Here is a 19,107-nt window from a genome sequence, read left to right as displayed (position 1 = left end):
TTTCCATATGAAAAGGACATACTCATATAGTACGAGCATGTCCTTCCTATTAATTAAGATTCGCGATCTTCATGTGCACGATCTTTTTTCAATACTTTTGATAAGAATTCATAAACAAGTGGTACGACAACGAGCGTTAAAGCAGTTGAACTAATTAAACCACCAATTACGGTAATTCCTAAACCTTTCGAAATTAGACCGCCACCTTCAGCGCCAATGGCAAGTGGAATTAGTGCACCAATTGTTGCGATAGCTGTCATTAGAATTGGGCGTAAACGTGTTGCACCTGCTTCTAAAATTGCTTCACGCATTGGTAACCCATCATGTTCCATATGAATGATTCGGTCAACCAATACAATCGCATTCGTGACAACAATACCGACGAGCATCAGTACCCCAATGAGAGAAGATACAGAAATTGTTTCGCCACCAATCCATAGTGCAACAAGTGCACCAATAACTGTGAATGGTAGTGAGAATAAAATTGAGAATGGTGCAAGACCTTCTCCAAATGTAACAACAAGTGTGAAGTATACAATCGCAATTGCTGCTACAATAGCAAGCGCTAATTTCGTGAATGAATCACGAATATCTTCTGTTACACCGCCTGTTTTAATTTCTACGTTATTTGGAAGATCTAATTTATCAATTTTTTCTTGTGCTACAGATGAAGCTTTTGTGACGTCTTTACTTGTTACAGTTGCTGTAACTGTTGCATAGTACTTACCTTCACTACGGCTAATTTGTGTCTGTGCACGATCTTCTTTTACAGTAACAAGATTTTTCAGTTTCACTTCTTGTCCTGTAGGTGTTTTAATTTTTTGCTCTAATACACGATCAAATGTATCTGGTTCTTTTACAGAAGAATACACTTCTACGTTGATTTCTTTTCCTTCATCCATAACCGTTGTTAAAACTGTTGCTGGGATGTTTGGATTAATCATTAAAGCTACTTGGTTCGTTGTTAAACCATATTTATTCAACTCATCTTCTTTTACAACTAAGTTTTTCTCATCGAATGCTTCTTGTAATGAAGATTTTGCATCTTTTACATTTTTGTTATCTTGTAAGATTTTTTCGACTTTTGCTACAACAGGGCGGATATCTTCGATTGTATTACCATAGACTGAATATGATAATTCATTATTTGAAGCACCACCAGCGAAGTTTTGTTGTTTCCATTCACCTGGTTGTTTAATTGCGCGCACGTCTTTTACAAGCTTTTCGCTCTTCGTTGCGAAGTCTTTTGTATCTGGGTCATAAATAATAAACATTAAAGCACTATTTGATGAACCAGGGTTTAAAGGATTTTGCCCACCAATTGATGTCTGGATGGTTTCAACTTCTTTATTTTTTGAAACGATTTGCTCGATTTCATCTACGTTTTTAACTACTTGATCACGTGTTTGACCAGCTTTTGGTGTGTACGTTAAATACACTAGTTTTTGTTCGTCATCTGGCAAGAAACTGAACCCTACGACCGGTGCTAAGAATAGACTAGCTACAAGCACAACAATTGAGCCACCAAATGTTACAAGCTTATGGTTTAACACCCAATTTAATAGCTTTTTATAGCCTGTTGCTACTTTACCATGATGTTCTTTTTTAACAATCTTATCTCCATAAATCTTCTTTTTAAAGAGTGTATGGGCAAGTGCTGGAACAATTGTAATCGCAATGACAAGTGACGCAATTAATGCGACAGCCATTGTAATACCAAATGGTAAGAATAGCTCACCTACAAGTCCTCCAACTAATCCTACAGGTAAGAATACGGCAATTGTTACGACTGTAGAAGATAGAATTGGTCGGAACATTTCAAGTGTTGCTGAACTAATTAAAGCACGTCCGCGTAACTTTTCATTTTCTAAATGAATTCGGCGATAAATATTTTCGACGACGACAATGGAGTCATCAATTACACGTCCAATCGCAACTGTCATCGCACCAAGTGTCATAACATTCAGTGAGATATCTAAGTATCGTAAGACAATGACTGCAATTAATAATGACATTGGAATCGAAATGATTGAAATGATTGTAGAACGAATATCACGTAAGAATAACATGATGATAATAACAGCAAAAATAGCACCGAATAATGCTTTATCTAACATCGTGCTTACTGAATCTTCAATCGGTTTTCCTTGATCAAGTGTGACATCAATTGCCATACCTTTATTATCTTTTTCAAACTGATCTGCTGTTTTCTTTACGTCATTAACCACATCCACTGTATTTGCTTCTTGTGATTTCACAACTTGAACAGCGATTGCATCTTTACCATTTGTACGTGAAATGGATTCCACTTCACCTTTTAATTGAATTTTTGCTAACTCTTTCAATTTAACAACTGACTTTGTTTGTTGCTGTTGTGCCGCTGCTGCTGCAGCTGGATTTGCTGCTAATGCAGCTTGTTGCTGTGCTGATGCCTGATTTTGAACAGGAATCTCTAAATTTTCTAATTGTTTTAATGATGTTAATTTACCATCTACTAATACAACTTGTTCTGAATTTTTAAATTGGAAAATACCTAGTGGCGATTCGACATCCATATCTTGAACGAATTGTTTAATAGAATCTTCTGTTAAGCCATATTCTTTTAGCTTATCGTTGTTGTATGTAACGAGTACTTTCTTAACTTGTTGACCTGATACAGATACAGAAGAAACACCATCTACACCTTCAACCTTTGGAACAAAGTAATCTTCGACTGTTTTTGTTAATTGATCAATTGTTTGGTCTTTGTCACTTACACTAAGTGCTAAAACAGGGAAAGTATTGATACTTACGCGATCGATAACAGGTGTTGTCGCAGCGTCAGGTAATTTTACCTTTTCAATTGCTTCTTTGATATCTGCACGTGCTTCTTTCATATCTGTGCCATATTTAAACTCGATTTGAATACTTGAGGCATTTTCATATGAATTTGAATAAACATTTTCAACATTTTTTAAATTTTGAACTGCTTTTTCAAACGGGGTGGATACTTTTTCTTCGACTTGTTGTGGACTCGCTCCTGGATATGCTGTATTCATTGTAATAATTGGTACAGAAATATCTGGGATTGTCTCCATCTTCATTTTTAATCCTGAATATACACCAGCAGCAGCTAATATTAAGGTCATGAGCCAAACTGCTAATTTGTTTTTCAGAACAAATTGAATAAACTTTTTCACACTTGCACCGCCTTTTGACTTTTTCTTTCAACTTTACTTATAATACTGACTGATGGACATTCTTTTAGCAAGTTTTGACTAAACAGTCATTAATGTTAATATTAAGTGACTATTTGGTCACATGTCAAATAAAAGGAGGCGATTTACATTGACTAAAAAAGAAATAATTATTGAAAAAGCTATCGAACTCTTCTCCAAAAATTCAATCGCCAATACTTCCATTCAAGACATTACAGATGCTTGTGGCATTTCAAAAGGTGCGTTTTATTTATCTTTTCGTTCTAAAGATGACTTGTTGATTGAAATTATCGATCAATTTATTAAAGAACTAACAGTTTCTTTTGAACTCTTAATGAATGACCCACGTCCACCGAGACAAAAATTAGAAAAGTTTTGTGATTCTACTTTACGCGTTTTTAATGAACGTTTTCCTTTACTTGAGATGCTTATCACAGAGAGTAGTAAAAGCTTAAAAACAGAATTGCTTGAACGTATTCAAATTTTTAATCGTAGTCTTAATGATATTACCCTTTTCTTACTCGAAAATACGTATGGTGCAAAAATTGAAAAAAATAAATATGACTTACAATTGTGTTTTAAAGGCATTGTGCAAAGTTATATTGACTTTATTATTCATCATAAAAACGACTTAGAATTCAAAAAAATTTCGCATATGATTATGCAGTATATGGATGCACTTGTTGAACAACAGTTCGAACCAACATTAGACGCGTCTGTTTTCGCCTCACAGTTTTCATGTGCACCAGAACCTCAAGCAGTTCAACAAATTATTTCAGATGAGATTAAGCGTTGTAAAAAATTATATAGTGCGGATCATTTTTATGGACAGACTATTCTTGCAATCGAAAAAGAAATGATTAAAGATAATCCACAGCTTGTTATTTTAAATGCACTTGCTACAAATCTTATGTCTGAAAAAGAGTTGCGTTGGCTAGCTACTTTAGTAAGAAGGTTGTACCCAAAACCCACTACTTGATTTTCAAAAATAGAACCAAAAAACGAGAAATCATTTGATTTCTCGTTTGATATTTAAACTATTTCAAATATATTTACATATCTTCGTTACGCTTCTTTTTTTTACTAAAGAACCAAGTAAATAGAAGAGCGAAGAAGAAGATTGGAATCGCTACCCCTTGCCCTGCTAAGACTCTTGCTATAACACCCTCATCCGAGTGGCGGTTAATCAGTCCCATAGCAAACAGCCCAACTGCGATTACATATAGAGCAATAGGTATCCATAATAATTTCATCATATTAATTCCTCCCTGTACCCAATATTTATCCTACTCACATAAGAATAAACATCATAACCTAAAAACAGGAAATTTGTTTTATTTGTATGGATATAATTACTATAAAAGAATTATTTTAACAGGTATATAATCGTAATGTTATAAAACGGGTGAGCTACCTCCATCAATATTCAAAGATGTTCCCGTTATATACGATGCCGCATCAGATAATAAAAATAGAATCGCTTTTGCAGCTTCTTCTGCTTCTCCAATTCGACCAAGAGGAATGTCACGCCCTATCTCATTACTATATTCTTCCCACGTTAAATTCGGTGCTTCTTTCTTCCATTTTCTTTCTACTTGCGCACTACGTATTAATCCAATGCATACCGTATTTACACGAATACCATATTCACCTAAATCTTTACTCATTGTATTTGTTAAAGCCAGTCCTGCAGCTCGACTAACAGATGTAGGCATCGAATGTTTCCAACCTGCTTTTCCAGAAATCGCTGTCACATTGACAATTGCTCCTACACCTCTTTCTTTCATATGTGGAACTGCTGCTTGAGAACAATTGATGGCACCAAATAGTTTTAAATTTAAGTCTTGCTCCCACTGTTCTGCAGAAATATCCATAAAGGCATTCGTAGATGAAATGCCTGCGTTATTTACTAATAAATCAATGCGCTTAAATTTAGTTACAGCACTCATTATTAATTTTTCACAGTCAGACTTTCTTGTAACATCAGCCACAATCGCGAGGACTCGCTGACCCGTTTCTTTTTCAATCTTATTTGCAGCTTCCATTAATGTATCTTCTTGACGACCACAAATGACAACATTTGCACCTTCGATTACAAGTTGCTTAGCTGTTGCAAAACCGATTCCTCTCGACCCTCCAGTTACAATTGCGGTCTTTCCAAGTAATCCTAAATTCATATGTATGAACCTCCCAATTCTAAAACGCAACAAACTCTTTACTCATTATTTTACATAATTACTTTAAATAGACAACAGTTTATTAAAATAACGAAAAAAACACTCACCTTTACCTAAATAAAAGTGAGTGTTTTAACATACATATTTTTTTAGAAATAAGATGTTCTATTTATTTTTTAGCTACCATGTGAATAGGAGTTCCTAAAGCAACTTCTGCAGCTTCCATGATAATTTCGCCTAATGTTGGGTGAGCATGAATTGTCATTGCTACGTCTTCTAATGTCATACCGCCTTCGATTGCTAATGCAAGTTCAGCGATTGTATCAGAAGCACCAACACCTACGATTTGACCCCCAAGGATTAAACCGTCTTCTTTACGAGCAACAATTTTAACAAAACCGTCTGTTTCGTTAAGAGCTAATGCACGACCATTTGCACCAAATGCAAATTTACCTACTGATACTTCATAACCTTCAGCTTTTGCTTGTTCTTCGTTAAGACCTACAGAAGCCATTTCTGGATCTGTGAAGCATACTGCTGGAATTGCAAGGTAATCAACGATTGACGCTTCACCTGCGATTGCTTCAGCCGCTACTTTACCTTCGTAAGAAGCTTTGTGTGCTAATTGTAAACCTGGTACAACGTCACCAATTGCATAGATGTTCGATACGCTTGTACGGCATTGTTTATCAACTTTGATTAGACCACGTTCTGCAAATTCGATACCTACAGATTCAAGACCCAATTCGTCTGTATTTGGACGACGGCCTACTGTTACTAATACGTAATCAGCTTCAACTGTTTTTGTTTCGCCTTTTACTTCATAAGTAACTTTAACGCCCTCTTCTGATTCTTCAACACCTTGTGCTAAAGCTTCAACTTCTACAGTAACGCCTTTTTTCTTAAGACCTTTTTTAACAATTTGTGTCATTTGTTTTTCGAAACCAGCAAGAATATCTTTACCGCCTTCAAGAATTGTTACTTCAGAACCTAAATTTGCGTAAGCAGAACCTAATTCAGTACCGATGTATCCACCGCCGATTACAACTAATTTCTTAGGTAATTCAGTTAGGTTTAGAGCACCTGTTGAGTTGATTACACGCTTTGTAAATTTGAAGCTTGGAATTTCAACTGGACGTGAACCAGTAGCGATAATTAAGTTTTTGAAGTTGTAGTGTTGAGAACCTGATTCAGTTGCAACAGTTAAAGAATTTGTGTCGTTTAGGTATGCTTCACCCATAACCACTTCAATGCCGTTACCTTTTAATAAACCAGAAACACCGCCAGTTAATTTTTTAACAACGCTTTCTTTGAATGCTTGCGCTTTAGCGAAGTCTAATTTAACTTCTGAAGCGATTACACCCATGTCATCAGATTCTTTTGCTTGAACAAAACGATGACCTACAGAGATCATAGCTTTTGATGGAATACAACCAACGTTTAGACAAACGCCACCTACGTATTCTTTTTCGATTACTGTTACTTTTTGTCCTAATTGTGCTGCACGAATTGCTGCAACGTATCCACCAGGGCCTGCTCCAATTACTATTGTATCTGTCTCGATTGGGAAATCTCCTACTACCATGATATTACGCCTCCATTAATAATAATTCTGGCTCACTTAACAAACGTTTTAAATGATTCATAGCGTTTTGCGCAGTGGCACCATCGATCATACGATGATCAAAGCTCAATGATAATGCTAACACAGGTGCGGCTACAATTTCACCATTTTTTATTACAGGTTTTTCTGCAATACGTCCAATACCTAAAATTGCAACCTCTGGATGATTGATAACAGGTGTAAACCATTGACCACCAGCTGAACCAATATTTGAGATTGAACATGAAGCACCTTGCATCTCATTAGGTGCTAGTTTACCATCTCTTGCTTTTTCTGCAAGTGTATTTATTTCATCCGAAATCGCAAACACTGATTTACGATCAGCATGTTTAATTACAGGAACTAGCAATCCGCGTTCTGTATCTGCTGCAATTCCAATGTTGTAATAATGTTTTTGAATGATTTCGTTTGTTGCGTCATCCAACGAACGATTGAATTCTTTGAATTTGCGTAGGGTACTTACTAGAGCTTTTACCACGTATGGTAAATATGTTAGCTTAATACCCTCTTCAGCTGCAATATTTTTGAACTTTTTACGATGTGCAACAAGATTCGTAACATCTACTTCATCCATCAATGTTACATGTGGTGCAGTATGTTTTGAATTTACCATTGCTTTTGCAATCGCACGACGAATTCCAGACATTTTTTCACGTGTTTCTGGGAATTCACCTTCTAAGTTTACAGGAGTTGAAGCTACTTCAGGTGCTTGAGTAGTTTCTTCTGTATTTTCAGAAGCGACAGTTGTTTCTGCTGGTTGTTTACCATGATTTAGAATATCTTCTTTTGTTACGCGTCCGTTCTTACCTGTTCCCTCTACTACAGAGATATCTACACCTTGTTCACGTGCAAACTTACGAACAGATGGTAAAGCAATGACACGTTTTGAAGTATTTGAAGGTTCAACAATCTCTGGTGCTTTTGAAGTTTCTACAGTTTCTTCTTTTACTGGAGCCTCTTCTTTTGCTGGTGTTTCTTCTTCTTCCTCTTCTTCATCATGATGACCTTTTAATTGAAGATCTTCATATCCAGGTGCATCAATTTTCAGTAGAACTGTACCTACAGTTGTTAATGTACCTTCTTCTACTAAAACTTCTAAAATCGTACCGTCCACAGGAGATGGAATTTCAACAACCGCTTTATCGTTTTGAACCTCTGCTAAAATATCGTCTTCTTTTACTTCTTGACCTGGTTTGACAAACCACTGAACGATTTCACCTTCGTGGATTCCCTCTCCAATATCTGGTAATCGGAATTCAAATGCCATGTTGCTTCACCCTTCCTTTTTTATGATTAGAATGTTAAAACTTTTTTCGCTGTTGCCATAACATCTTTATAATTTGGTAACCAAGCTGCTTCTGCTTGCGGATAAGAATAAATTGTATCTGGTGCTGTTACACGTAATACAGGTGCTTCTAAACTTAGAATTGCACGTTCTGTAATTTCAGTTACAACGTTTGCTGCAATACCTGCTTGTTTTTGTGCTTCTTGTACAACGATTGCACGATTTGTTTTCTCAACAGATGCAATAATTGTTTCAATATCAAGTGGTTGAACTGTACGTAAGTCTACTACTTCTACTGAGTAACCATCTTTTTCTAATGCTTCAGCTGCTTTTAATGATTCTTGAACCATTGCACCATATGCAAAGATTGATAAATCTGTACCTTCACGTTTTACATCCGCTTTTCCAAGTGGAATTGTGTATGACTCTTCTGGAACTTCTTCACGGAATGAGCGGTATAATTTTAAATGCTCTAAGAAAATAACAGGGTCATTATCACGAATAGATGAGATTAATAATCCTTTTGCATCGTATGGTGTTGAAGGAATAACTACTTTTAAACCTGGTTGTGAAGCCATTAAACCTTCTAAACTATCTGAGTGCATTTCAGGTGTGTGTACACCACCGCCGAATGGTGAACGAATTGTTACAGGTGCATTTAATGCGCCGCCTGAACGGTAGCTCATACGTGCTAATTGACCTGAAATTGAATCCATTACTTCATATACAAAGCCGAAGAATTGAATCTCTGGCACTGGTCGGAAACCTTGAAGTGCTAAACCGATTGCTAAACCACCGATTCCTGATTCTGCAAGTGGTGTATCGAATACGCGATCGACACCGAATTCTTTTTGAAGACCTTCAGTGGCACGGAATACCCCACCGTTTACACCAACGTCCTCACCAAAAACGAGCACGTTTTCATTGTCTTTTAACTCACATCTTAAAGCGTCTGTAATTGCTTGAACCATTGTCATTTGTGCCATCGGTTATTTCGACTCCTTCTCTTTGTAGATTTCATATTGCTCTTTTAAGTTATATGGAAGTTCATCTTTATGCATGATTGAAATTAAATCTGTTACTTTTTGTTTTTGTACGCCATCTGCTTGTTTAATCGCTGCTTTGATTTCTTCTTTTGCTTTTTCGATTACTTCAGTTTCTTTTTCTTCGCTCCAAATGCCTTTTGCTTCAAGGTATTTACGGAAACGAACAACAGGATCTTTTTTCTCCCACTCGCTATCTGTTTCTGATGAACGGTAACGTGTTGGATCATCACCAGCCATTGTATGTGGGCCGTAACGGTAACATACAGTTTCGATGAATGATGGGCCTTCTCCAGCTACTGCACGTTCACGCGCATCACGTGTTGCTACATATACTGCTAATGGGTCCATACCATCTACTTGAATACTTGGAATACCAGCTGCTACACCTTTTTGTGCAATTGTTGTTGCAGATGTTTGTAAAGCACGTGGTGTTGAAATCGCGAATTGGTTATTTTGTACGATGAAAATTGCAGGTGATTTGAATGCACCAGCAAAGTTAATACCTTCGTAGAAATCACCTTGTGATGAACCACCATCACCAGTGTATGTGACAGCAACTGATTTTTTACCGCGTTTTTGCATACCAAGTGCTACACCAGCAGTTTGAATGTATTGTGCACCGATAATAATTTGTGGTGGTAATACGTTTACGTCCTCAGGAATTTGACCACCTACGAAATGACCACGTGACCATAGGAACGCTTTCCATAAAGGTAAACCATGTAATATGATTTGTGGTACATCACGGTAACCTGGGAGAATATAATCTTCTTTTTCAAGTGCAAAGTGTGATGCAATTTGTGATGCCTCTTGTCCAGCTGTAGGTGCATAGAAACCTAAGCGTCCTTGTCTATTTAAAGAGATTGAACGTTGATCTAAAATACGTGTAAATACCATACGTGACATTAATTCAACTAACTCTTCATCTGATAATTTAGGATCTAAAGCGTCATTTACGATTTCGCCGTTTTCATTTAAAATTTGAACCATTTCAAACTTCTCTTCAATTTCTTGTAAGTTTTTTACTGGATCAAAAAGGTTATTGTTTGAAGTCATCCTCTTACATCTCCTTTGTAACTGTATTATTTAAAATTCCAAAATCATTAGTACAACTATATCTATCTTCAGTATACTGAATTCGTTTTCATACGTCAATCACTTAATTCACTGTTTTGTCATATTATTTTCTTTTAGGTGCTGTATTATATATTTTAATATACCTGTATTATAATACAGATGGTTTTTTCTTGTTTTAATGTAGCACAGACACAAGCCTATACGTTTGATTATTCCCACCCCACATACGAGTGAAACAATGGAGAATATTGGATTGTCGGTCTTTTTTTATTGCTGAATTGACTTATTGTTATATACTTATGAATAGATATTGTTTGGAAAGGGAGATTACCATGATTTTAATGAAAGATATTATTCGCGAAGGGCATGAAACACTTCGCATGAAAGCAGAGGAAGTACCATTTCCTCTAACAGACGAATTACGCAAATTCGGTGAAGAATTACTTGAATTCTTAATCAATAGCCAAGACCCTGAAATAGCTGAAAAGTATGAGCTGCGTTCAGGAATCGGCATTGCAGCGCCACAAGTAAATCGTTCAATTCGCATGTTTGCCCTACATGTACCAAAAGACAACGGTGAGATGTTAAGTGAAATCATTGTCAACCCGAAAATTGTCAGTCATTCTGTAGAAGAAACATATCTTCCAGGCGGCGAAGGTTGTCTATCAGTTGATCGTGATGTACCTGGATACGTTCCACGCCCACAACGCATTACCGTAAAATATAAAGACTTAGATGGCGTAGAGAAAAAAGTACGTTTGAAAAATCTTCCTGCAATTGCTTTCCAACATGAGCTAGACCACTTAAATGGTGTTATGTTCTATGATCGAATCAATAAGGAAAATCCTTTTTACGAGGCACCTAACTCACATCCTTTAGAGGAAGCATAATTACAAAGAAGAGGAATCGCTCGTTTCAATCGTGCGATTCCTCTTTTCTTCATTATTCGCAAAGACCTAAACGGCGCATAGCCTTTGATAAGCCATCTTCATCTACATGTTCTGTTACAATGCTCGCTGCTTCTTTTACACGCTCAGGGCTATTCCCCATTGCAACACTCGTACCATTTTTTGCAACAAGTTCAAGCATTTCAATATCATTTAACCCATCGCCAAAGACCATTGTATCTGCTAACGTAAAATCAGTATGTTGAATAAATTGTTCAATGCCATATGCTTTAGACACATCATGATTGATCACATCATCTGAATACTTATGCCAACGAATAAATGCTAACTCTGGAAAAGCCTTTAAATAACGCGGTTTTTCTTCTTCTGGAACATACAAAAGCGCTTGATAAATATCCGCTTCTTTCCAGTGATTCAAATCGTACTCAGGCATTGGGTAGAATAATGAATCCATACTTGCTTTTACGTGGTCATCATATTCTGTTGTCGATGTCATACGTTGCTCGTCTAAATAAACAACAGGATAACCATCTTTTTCTGCTTCTATTGCAAGTCGTTCAAGTACATCTGCTGGGATTGGACGTTTAGAAATTGTTTTCCCCTGATAAACGACAAATTGACCATTAAAACTAACGTAGCTGTCAATGTCTAGCTCTTCACTTACTTCTTTTAAAAAGAACGGAGAGCGCCCTGTTGCGATGGCTACTTCATGACCATTTGCTCTCGCCTCTTCAATTGCTTTCTTTGTTGCTTCAGGAATTTTTTTTGATGTGTTATAGAGTGTACCGTCTATATCAAAAAATAATAACTTTTTCTTCAATTCCTAAACTCCTCCCTAACTGCTCATACTTTTATATGTTCTTAATTCTAACACACTCTAAGCTTTTTTGTTGCTCTCACTCTTTCTTCCTTATTATATGTCAAGTTAAATAACTTTACTCTCATGTCGTTATCACTTATACTATAACTAGGGAGTGATACGCCATGTTTAAACGTCTTAAAAAACGACTGTTGAAAAGGCTTCGTGGCTTACTCGAAAAGAAAACGGTAGCTTAGTGATGAAGAGAGATGGGACTTGATGTACTTCGAGTCTGATCTCTCTTCCTTTTGACATCCAAACCTGAAATGCAATTTTTATCGGGGTTTTCTTTATTTTATATTGGTGTCATGATAATATATAAGAAATGCAACATATTTTGAACGTGTTAAAGGAGAGCAAATAAAATGATTTACAAAGTTTATTATCAAGAAAGCCAGCTTCAAGTTCCAGTTCGCGAAAATACTAAAAGCCTATATCTTGAAGCAGCAGATCCACGTGAAGTACGTGCACTGCTAGCTGATCGTGGCTACAACATCGAATTAATTCAATTGCTTGAGGGTAATTACCTAGAGTATGAACAAGCAAGCGAAAACTTCCACTTGGAGCAATTCTAAGTAGATGAAATTCGTCAAAAATGACCAAACAGCTGTTTTCGCACTTGGCGGACTGGGCGAAATCGGCAAAAATACGTATGCGGTTCAATTTCAGGATGAAATCATTCTGATTGACGCAGGAATTAAGTTTCCAGAAGATGACCTACTAGGCATCGACTATGTAATCCCTGATTACACTTATCTTGTTAGAAATGTTGATAAAATTAAAGGTCTCTTTATTACGCATGGTCACGAAGATCATATTGGCGGTATTCCTTACTTATTACGCCAAATTAATGTTCCTGTCTATGGTGGTAAACTAGCACTTGGTTTATTACGTAATAAATTAGACGAACATGGTTTACTACGCACAACAAAATTAATCGAAATTAAAGAAGAAGATGTTATCAAATTCAGAAAAACATCTGTTAGTTTCTTTAGAACAACTCACAGTATTCCAGATGCTTTAGGTGTAGTCGTTAAAACACCTCCTGGTAATATCGTGCATACAGGTGACTTCAAATTTGATTTCACACCTGTTGGAGAACCAGCCAACTTAACGAAAATGGCTGAAATCGGTAAAGAAGGCGTACTATGCCTACTATCTGATAGTACAAATGCTGAGGTTCCTAACTTTACAATGTCTGAACGTAAAGTCGGCGAAAGCATTGACGAAATCATGCGTAAAGTAGATGGTCGTATTATTTTTGCAACATTTGCATCAAATATTCACCGTTTACAACAAGTAACAGATGCTGCGGCTAAATTCGGTCGTAAAGTAGCTGTATTCGGACGCAGTATGGATAATGCCATCACGATTGGTCGTGAACTCGGCTACATTACAGCTCCAAAAGAAACATTTGTTGACACACAAACTTTAAATCGCCTTCCAGCGAATGAAGTGATGATTTTATGTACGGGTTCTCAAGGTGAACCAATGGCAGCACTTTCTCGTATTGCAAATGGTACACATCGTCAAATTCAAATTCAACCTGACGATACAGTGATTTTCTCTTCTTCACCAATTCCAGGTAACACAGCGAGCGTGAATAAGATTATCAACTTATTATATCGTGCAGGTGCAGATGTTATTCACGGTTCATTGAATAACATTCACACATCTGGTCATGGTTCTCAGCAAGAACAAAAATTAATGTTACGTTTAATGAAGCCTAAATTTTTCATGCCAATTCACGGTGAATACCGTATGCTTCGTATGCATGCAAGTCTTGCTGTTGATTGTGACGTACCTGAAGAGAATATCTTCATCATGGAAAACGGTGATGTTCTTGCATTAAGTTCTGATGAGGCACATGTTGCTGGTCGCATTCCTTCTGGTGATGTGTACATCGATGGTAACGGAATCGGTGATATCGGTAACATCGTATTACGCGATCGTCGTATTCTTTCAGAAGAAGGTCTTGTGATTGTTGTTGTAAGTGTTGATATGGAAAACCAACGTATCGTATCAGGTCCAGATATCATTTCACGTGGCTTCGTTTACATGCGTGAGTCAGGTATGATGATTAATGAAGCACAACAAATGCTAAATCGTCATCTACAAGAATCAGTTAAGGAAAAAACAACACAGTGGTCAGATTTGAAAAATGAAATTACCGATGTGTTAACACCTTATCTATACGAAAAAACAAAACGTCGTCCAATGGTCTTACCAATCATTATGGAAGTCTAAATAGAAAAGAGGCTGGGACATAAATCGCTTTCAGTCACACAAAAAGGAGATTGCCTACACAATCTCCTTTTTTGTGTGATTTTTTCATACGTGATGTGGTGTTTTACCCTCTCATCGCATACTTTCTTAGATTGGTCGTCATTAAGGTAAGTTCAATTTCATTTCAGACCTTCTATTTTCCACGAAGTGAAAATCGAGTGAAACCTAAATTCGCCTTCAAAAATCCAAAAACTGGTTCCACATCGATTTTTCGTTTTCGATAAATGGCGCCTGTTTTTGTTTCTGAAAGCATCGCTTGAATCATTTTCTTCTGTTCTTCCCAATGCGTATTCACATGTATATATTTTAAAATGGCGTGTAAATCCTGTCTTATCCGTACGTGTTGAATCGTATTGGTACGTTGTTTTGGCTGGGCGTGTGGGTGTGACTTCTGTGGGAACAGCACGAGCAGAATATTCGCAGACAGACCAAAAACAGGCTGGGACAAAACATGTCATTTTCCTTTTTTAGCGTTCGCAACGAAAAACCGGAACCGTGCTACAGCGCGATTCCAGTTTTTCTTATGCTCATATAGGATGTGTTTTTTGCCCTTATGTCCCAGCCTGTCTTGCTTTTAACTAGGGCTTTGTCCTAGCTTCTCCTTTAGTTCAACATCTTTTTCTCGAAGCGGCTAATATCCGCATCTGCACCAATGACGATTAAAATATCGCCTTCAATGATTTTTTCATCTGCTGCAGGTGACACAATAATATCTTGGTCGCGCTTAATCGCTACAATGTTAATACCATAGCGCACACGAATATCTAATCCGATAATCGTATGTCCAGCTAATAAACGATTGGCCTTAATCTCCATAATCGAGTGTTCGTCTGATAGTTCTAGATAATCTAAAACATTATTTGACATCATATTATTCGCGATTCGAATACCCATATCGCGTTCTGGATGTACGACATGGTCTGCACCAATTTTTCGTAACACTTTTTCATGATAGTCATTTTGTGCTTTAACCGTAATTTTCTGCACACCGATTTCTTTTAACATTAAAGTCGTTAAAATACTTGATTGAATATCATCACCAATTGCCACAATCACATGCTCGAAATTTCGAATACCGAGTTGTTTTAGTACCGTTTCATCTGTTGTATCTGCCATGACAGCTTGCGTCGCAATTTTTGAGAATTCATTTACACGCTCTGCAAACTTATCAATCGCCATCACATCTGCGCCCTGGTTCACTAGTTCATTTACGATACTACCACCAAAACGTCCTAGTCCAATGACTACGAACTCTTTTTTCATATTTATTCCTCCGATTTCTCGAAACTTCCTATCTCACCTTATTCTATCAAAAATCTTTAAAACCACAATACAATAGCCATATGAAAAGAGACTGCCATGTCTGTAGCAGTCTCTCTCTTTATCTTTATAGGAGTTTGTTTGTTATGGGCCACGTTGGTGAGGCGTAGCCAAAAAAATTCGTAGTTTTTTTCATCGCAATCATTATATACATATAGCGTGTTGTTAGGGTGACATTAATCTAAAAGAACACGCTATATAAGAATCATTTCAGGGTCAGCTGTTTTTTTTAGTGTTAGATTAATGTATGAATTAAGCTAATTTTTTATAACTTGAAGTTGTTAGGAACTCTTCAAACTCATCTTGTAAGATTAAGTCTGTAAAGATTTCTGCTGCTTCATTAAATTTACCAGCATTATATTGTTCTTCGCCAAATTGCTCTTTTAAAACATCTAGCTCTTCAGCTAAGATCTGTTTGAATAATTCAGCTGTAATATCTTCGCCTGTTACAAGCTTACCGTCTGCATGGCGAATCCATTGCCAAATTTGTGTACGTGAAATTTCTGCTGTCGCTGCATCTTCCATCAGGTGGTTGATTGGTGCAGCACCATTTCCTCGTAACCAAGAAGCGATGTACTGAACACCTACGCTACAGTTCATGCGTAGACCTTCTTCAGTAATCGTACCAATTGGCACTTCTAATAAATCAGCTGCTGTTACATGAACGTCGTCACGTTTACGGTCGATTTGATTCGGTGTCGGCATATGCTCATCAAATTGTTCCATTGCTACAGCCACTAAGTCTGGATGCGCTACCCATGTACCATCATGACCATCTGTTGCTTCACGACGCTTATCTTCACGCACTTTTTGGAATGCAGCTTCGTTAGCTTCAGGATCATTTTTAATTGGAATTTGTGCAGCCATACCGCCCATTGCAGGTGCATTACGCTTATGACATGTTTTAATACATAGCGTTGAATACGCTCTCATAAATGGTGATGTCATCGTTACCTGACCGCGGTCTGGTAAAATCACTTCACCTTTATTGCGTAGACGCTTGATATAACTAAAGATGTAATCCCAACGTCCACAGTTTAAACCAGCAGAGTGATCACGTAGTTCATAAAGAATTTCATCCATTTGGAATGCAGCTGTAATTGTTTCAATTAATACAGTTGCTTTGATTGTGCCATGCGGTAAATCAAATGTTTCTTCTGCATAATTAAATACATCATTCCATAATCGTGCTTCTAAGTAACTTTCTAACTTTGGTAAGTAAAAATATGGACCTGTTCCACGCTCTAATGCAGCTTTTGCATTGTGGAAGAAATATAGACCGAAGTCAAAGAAGCTAGCAGACATTGGTGAACCATCCACTTCTACATGCTTTTCGTTCATGTGTAAACCACGTGGACGTACAAGTAATGTAGCTGTTTCTTCTTTTAAAGCATATTTTTTACCATTCGCTGGATTCTCAAATGAGATTGTTTTAGCGATGGCATCTTTCATATTCTTTTGTCCATGAATCATGTTCTCCCATGTTGGTGAAGTAGCATCTTCAAAACAAGCCATGAACATTTTTGCGCCTGAATTTAAAGCATTGATGACCATTTTACGATCAACAGGGCCTGTAATTTCAACACGACGGTCTTGTAAATCAGCTGGTAAAGGTGCAATCGTCCAATCCGATTCACGAATTTCTTTTGTTTCTTCTAAGAAATCCAGTGTTCCACCGTTATCTAACTCACGTTGACGCTCTTGGCGTGCTTCTAATAAAGCTAAACGACGGTCATTGAATTTCACTTGAAGTGATGCAATGAACTGTAGTGCTTCAGGTGTTAAAATTTCTTTCGTTACTTCGTCTTGCGGTCCTAAAACACGAATGTTTGCGGATGTCTGCTGCATATTCTCTTCCTCCCAGTCTTTCATTAATTTTAGAAAAGAGCTATGGTTGTAAGCGATTTACTATTGTCATAAATCCCATAGCTCTTTTGAGTTGTGTATTAAATGAATTGAGCTGTTTCAGTTGATCCCTTCATAGCTGTTGTAGAAGATGTACCACCAGAGATTACTTGTGATACCTCGTCGAAGTAACCTGTACCTACTTCACGTTGGTGTTTTGTAGCTGTGTAGCCTAAAGTTTCATCAGCGAACTCAGCTTGTTGTAACTTAGAGTATGCAGCCATACCGTTATCGCGGTAGTCATGCGCTAATTTGAACATGCTGTGGTTTAATGCATGGAATCCAGCTAATGTTACGAATTGGAATTTGTAACCCATTTTACCTAATTCAACTTGGTATTGAGCGATTGTTTCTTCATCAAGGTTCGCTTCCCAGTTGAATGATGGTGAACAGTTATAAGCAAGCATTTTACCAGGGAATTTTGCGTGAATTGCATCTGCGAATTTACGCGCTTCCTCTAGGTCTGGTTTAGATGTTTCACACCATACAAGATCAGCATACGGTGCGTAAGCTAAACCACGAGCGATAGCTTGGTCGATACCTGGTTTTGTACGGAAGAAACCTTCTGGTGTACGTTCGCCAGTGATGAAGTCTGCATCACGTGGGTCGATATCGCTTGTTACCATATCTGCTGCGTCTGCATCTGTACGAGCGATGATGATTGTATCAACACCTTGTACGTCTGCCGCTAAACGAGCTGCGATTAAGTTACGGATTGCATTTTGAGTTGGAAGTAATACTTTACCACCTAAGTGACCACATTTTTTCTCAGAAGCTAATTGGTCTTCTAAGTGAACGCCTGCAGCACCAGCTTCAATCATGCCTTTGATTAATTCGAATACGTTTAACGGACCACCGAAACCTGCTTCAGCGTCAGCTACGATTGGTGCGAACCAGTCAAAACCGTCGTTACGACCTTCTGCATGATCGATTTGATCAGCACGTTGTAGTGCTTGGTTAATACGTTTTACTACTTGCGGTACAGAGTTTGCTGGGTATAAAGATTGGTCTGGGTACATTTGTCCAGCGATGTTTGCGTCTGCCGCTACTTGCCAACCACTTAAGTAGATTGCTTTTAAACCTGCTTTTACTTGTTGCATTGCTTGGTTACCTGTTAAAGCACCTAGTGCGTTAATGAAATCTTCTTCGTGTAAAGATTTCCAAAGGCGAGCAGCACCACGTTTAGCAAGTGTATATTCGATTTCAATTGATCCACGTAACTTTAAAACTTCTTCTGCTGAATAAGGACGTTCGATTCCTAACCAGCGTCCATCTTGTGCCCATTTTTCTTCTAAAGTTTTAATTTGTTCTTGTTGTGTCATTTCATCCATCTCCCTTTATTTAAGTAGTAGTAAAACGATAACATTTGACGCTATCAGAAAATACACCCCTGTTTTTTCCAATTTATTTGTTGCATAACAGC

General features: G+C 37.4%; 15 protein-coding genes and 1 pseudogene. 4 read left to right on the top strand and 12 right to left on the bottom strand.

The genetic code is table 11. The features are described from left to right. Positions 1-53: 53 nt before the first annotated feature. A complete protein-coding gene (locus tag MHB75_RS01370; RefSeq protein ID WP_340995432.1) occupies positions 54-3,179 on the bottom strand; it encodes an efflux RND transporter permease subunit in 3,126 nt (1,041 codons plus the stop codon). 148 nt (positions 3,180-3,327) lie between these two features. Between MHB75_RS01370 and MHB75_RS01365 the strand changes: the two genes are divergently transcribed. Continuing rightward, positions 3,328-4,176: a TetR/AcrR family transcriptional regulator gene (locus tag MHB75_RS01365; RefSeq protein ID WP_340995430.1), complete on the top strand. Its 849-nt coding sequence runs from the start codon at positions 3,328-3,330 to the stop codon at positions 4,174-4,176. 73 nt (positions 4,177-4,249) lie between these two features. On the opposite strand, the gene MHB75_RS01360 is transcribed toward MHB75_RS01365, so the two are convergent. The 6 genes from MHB75_RS01360 to pdhA all read right to left on the bottom strand — a co-directional run bounded on the left by MHB75_RS01360 (position 4,250) and on the right by pdhA (position 10,385). Next, positions 4,250-4,453 (bottom strand): hypothetical protein, encoded by a 204-nt coding sequence (locus tag MHB75_RS01360; protein WP_068455190.1) that lies wholly within the window; start codon positions 4,451-4,453, stop codon positions 4,250-4,252. Positions 4,454-4,591: 138 nt separating this feature from the next. Next, a complete protein-coding gene (locus tag MHB75_RS01355; protein WP_141272665.1) occupies positions 4,592-5,374 on the bottom strand; it encodes an SDR family NAD(P)-dependent oxidoreductase in 783 nt (260 codons plus the stop codon). A gap of 169 nt (positions 5,375-5,543) precedes the next feature. Then, positions 5,544-6,959, bottom strand: a complete 1,416-nt coding sequence (gene lpdA / locus MHB75_RS01350; RefSeq protein WP_340995424.1) for a dihydrolipoyl dehydrogenase — start codon at positions 6,957-6,959, stop codon at positions 5,544-5,546. 4 nt (positions 6,960-6,963) lie between these two features. Then, complete coding sequence (locus MHB75_RS01345) at positions 6,964-8,265, bottom strand: dihydrolipoamide acetyltransferase family protein (RefSeq protein WP_325942948.1); 1,302 nt, start codon at positions 8,263-8,265, stop codon at positions 6,964-6,966. Between the two features lie 26 nt (positions 8,266-8,291). Next, entirely contained in the window at positions 8,292-9,269 is a 978-nt protein-coding gene (locus tag MHB75_RS01340; protein WP_068455206.1) for an alpha-ketoacid dehydrogenase subunit beta, read from the bottom strand. A gap of 3 nt (positions 9,270-9,272) precedes the next feature. Continuing rightward, positions 9,273-10,385, bottom strand: a complete 1,113-nt coding sequence (pdhA, locus tag MHB75_RS01335) for a pyruvate dehydrogenase (acetyl-transferring) E1 component subunit alpha (RefSeq protein ID WP_141272657.1) — start codon at positions 10,383-10,385, stop codon at positions 9,273-9,275. Between the two features lie 353 nt (positions 10,386-10,738). Between pdhA and def the strand changes: the two genes are divergently transcribed. Further along, complete coding sequence (gene def / locus MHB75_RS01330; RefSeq protein ID WP_340995416.1) at positions 10,739-11,296, top strand: peptide deformylase; 558 nt, start codon at positions 10,739-10,741, stop codon at positions 11,294-11,296. A 52-nt stretch (positions 11,297-11,348) separates the two neighbouring features. Here the strand turns inward: def and MHB75_RS01325 are convergent, their stop codons facing one another. Next, positions 11,349-12,134 (bottom strand): Cof-type HAD-IIB family hydrolase, encoded by a 786-nt coding sequence (locus MHB75_RS01325; protein ID WP_340995414.1) that lies wholly within the window; start codon positions 12,132-12,134, stop codon positions 11,349-11,351. A 404-nt stretch (positions 12,135-12,538) separates the two neighbouring features. Between MHB75_RS01325 and MHB75_RS01320 the strand changes: the two genes are divergently transcribed. Next, positions 12,539-12,748, top strand: coding sequence for a DNA-dependent RNA polymerase subunit epsilon (locus tag MHB75_RS01320; RefSeq protein WP_068455218.1), 210 nt, complete (start codon positions 12,539-12,541; stop codon positions 12,746-12,748). Positions 12,749-12,752: 4 nt separating this feature from the next. Beyond that, positions 12,753-14,420 (top strand): ribonuclease J1, encoded by a 1,668-nt coding sequence (rnjA, locus tag MHB75_RS01315; RefSeq protein ID WP_141272651.1) that lies wholly within the window; start codon positions 12,753-12,755, stop codon positions 14,418-14,420. A gap of 178 nt (positions 14,421-14,598) precedes the next feature. Here the strand turns inward: rnjA and MHB75_RS01310 are convergent. The 4 genes and pseudogenes from MHB75_RS01310 to aceA form a co-directional block, all read right to left on the bottom strand. After that, a pseudogene (locus MHB75_RS01310) lies at positions 14,599-14,865 on the bottom strand (transposase); the annotation flags it as partial. A gap of 197 nt (positions 14,866-15,062) precedes the next feature. Next, positions 15,063-15,722: a potassium channel family protein gene (locus tag MHB75_RS01305; RefSeq protein ID WP_068455227.1), complete on the bottom strand. Its 660-nt coding sequence runs from the start codon at positions 15,720-15,722 to the stop codon at positions 15,063-15,065. A 309-nt stretch (positions 15,723-16,031) separates the two neighbouring features. Then, entirely contained in the window at positions 16,032-17,627 is a 1,596-nt protein-coding gene (gene aceB, locus MHB75_RS01300; protein WP_340995405.1) for a malate synthase A, read from the bottom strand. A gap of 98 nt (positions 17,628-17,725) precedes the next feature. After that, positions 17,726-19,006, bottom strand: coding sequence for an isocitrate lyase (aceA, locus tag MHB75_RS01295; RefSeq protein WP_141275055.1), 1,281 nt, complete (start codon positions 19,004-19,006; stop codon positions 17,726-17,728). Positions 19,007-19,107 lie beyond the last annotated feature (101 nt).

The sequence above is a fragment of the Kurthia sp. FSL E2-0154 genome (assembly GCF_038003625.1).
In the GTDB taxonomy this organism is placed as follows: Bacteria; Bacillota; Bacilli; order Bacillales_A; family Planococcaceae; genus Kurthia; species Kurthia gibsonii.
The sequence above is the reverse complement of the archived record's forward strand: the minus strand, read 5'-3'. Positions and strand labels throughout refer to the sequence as shown.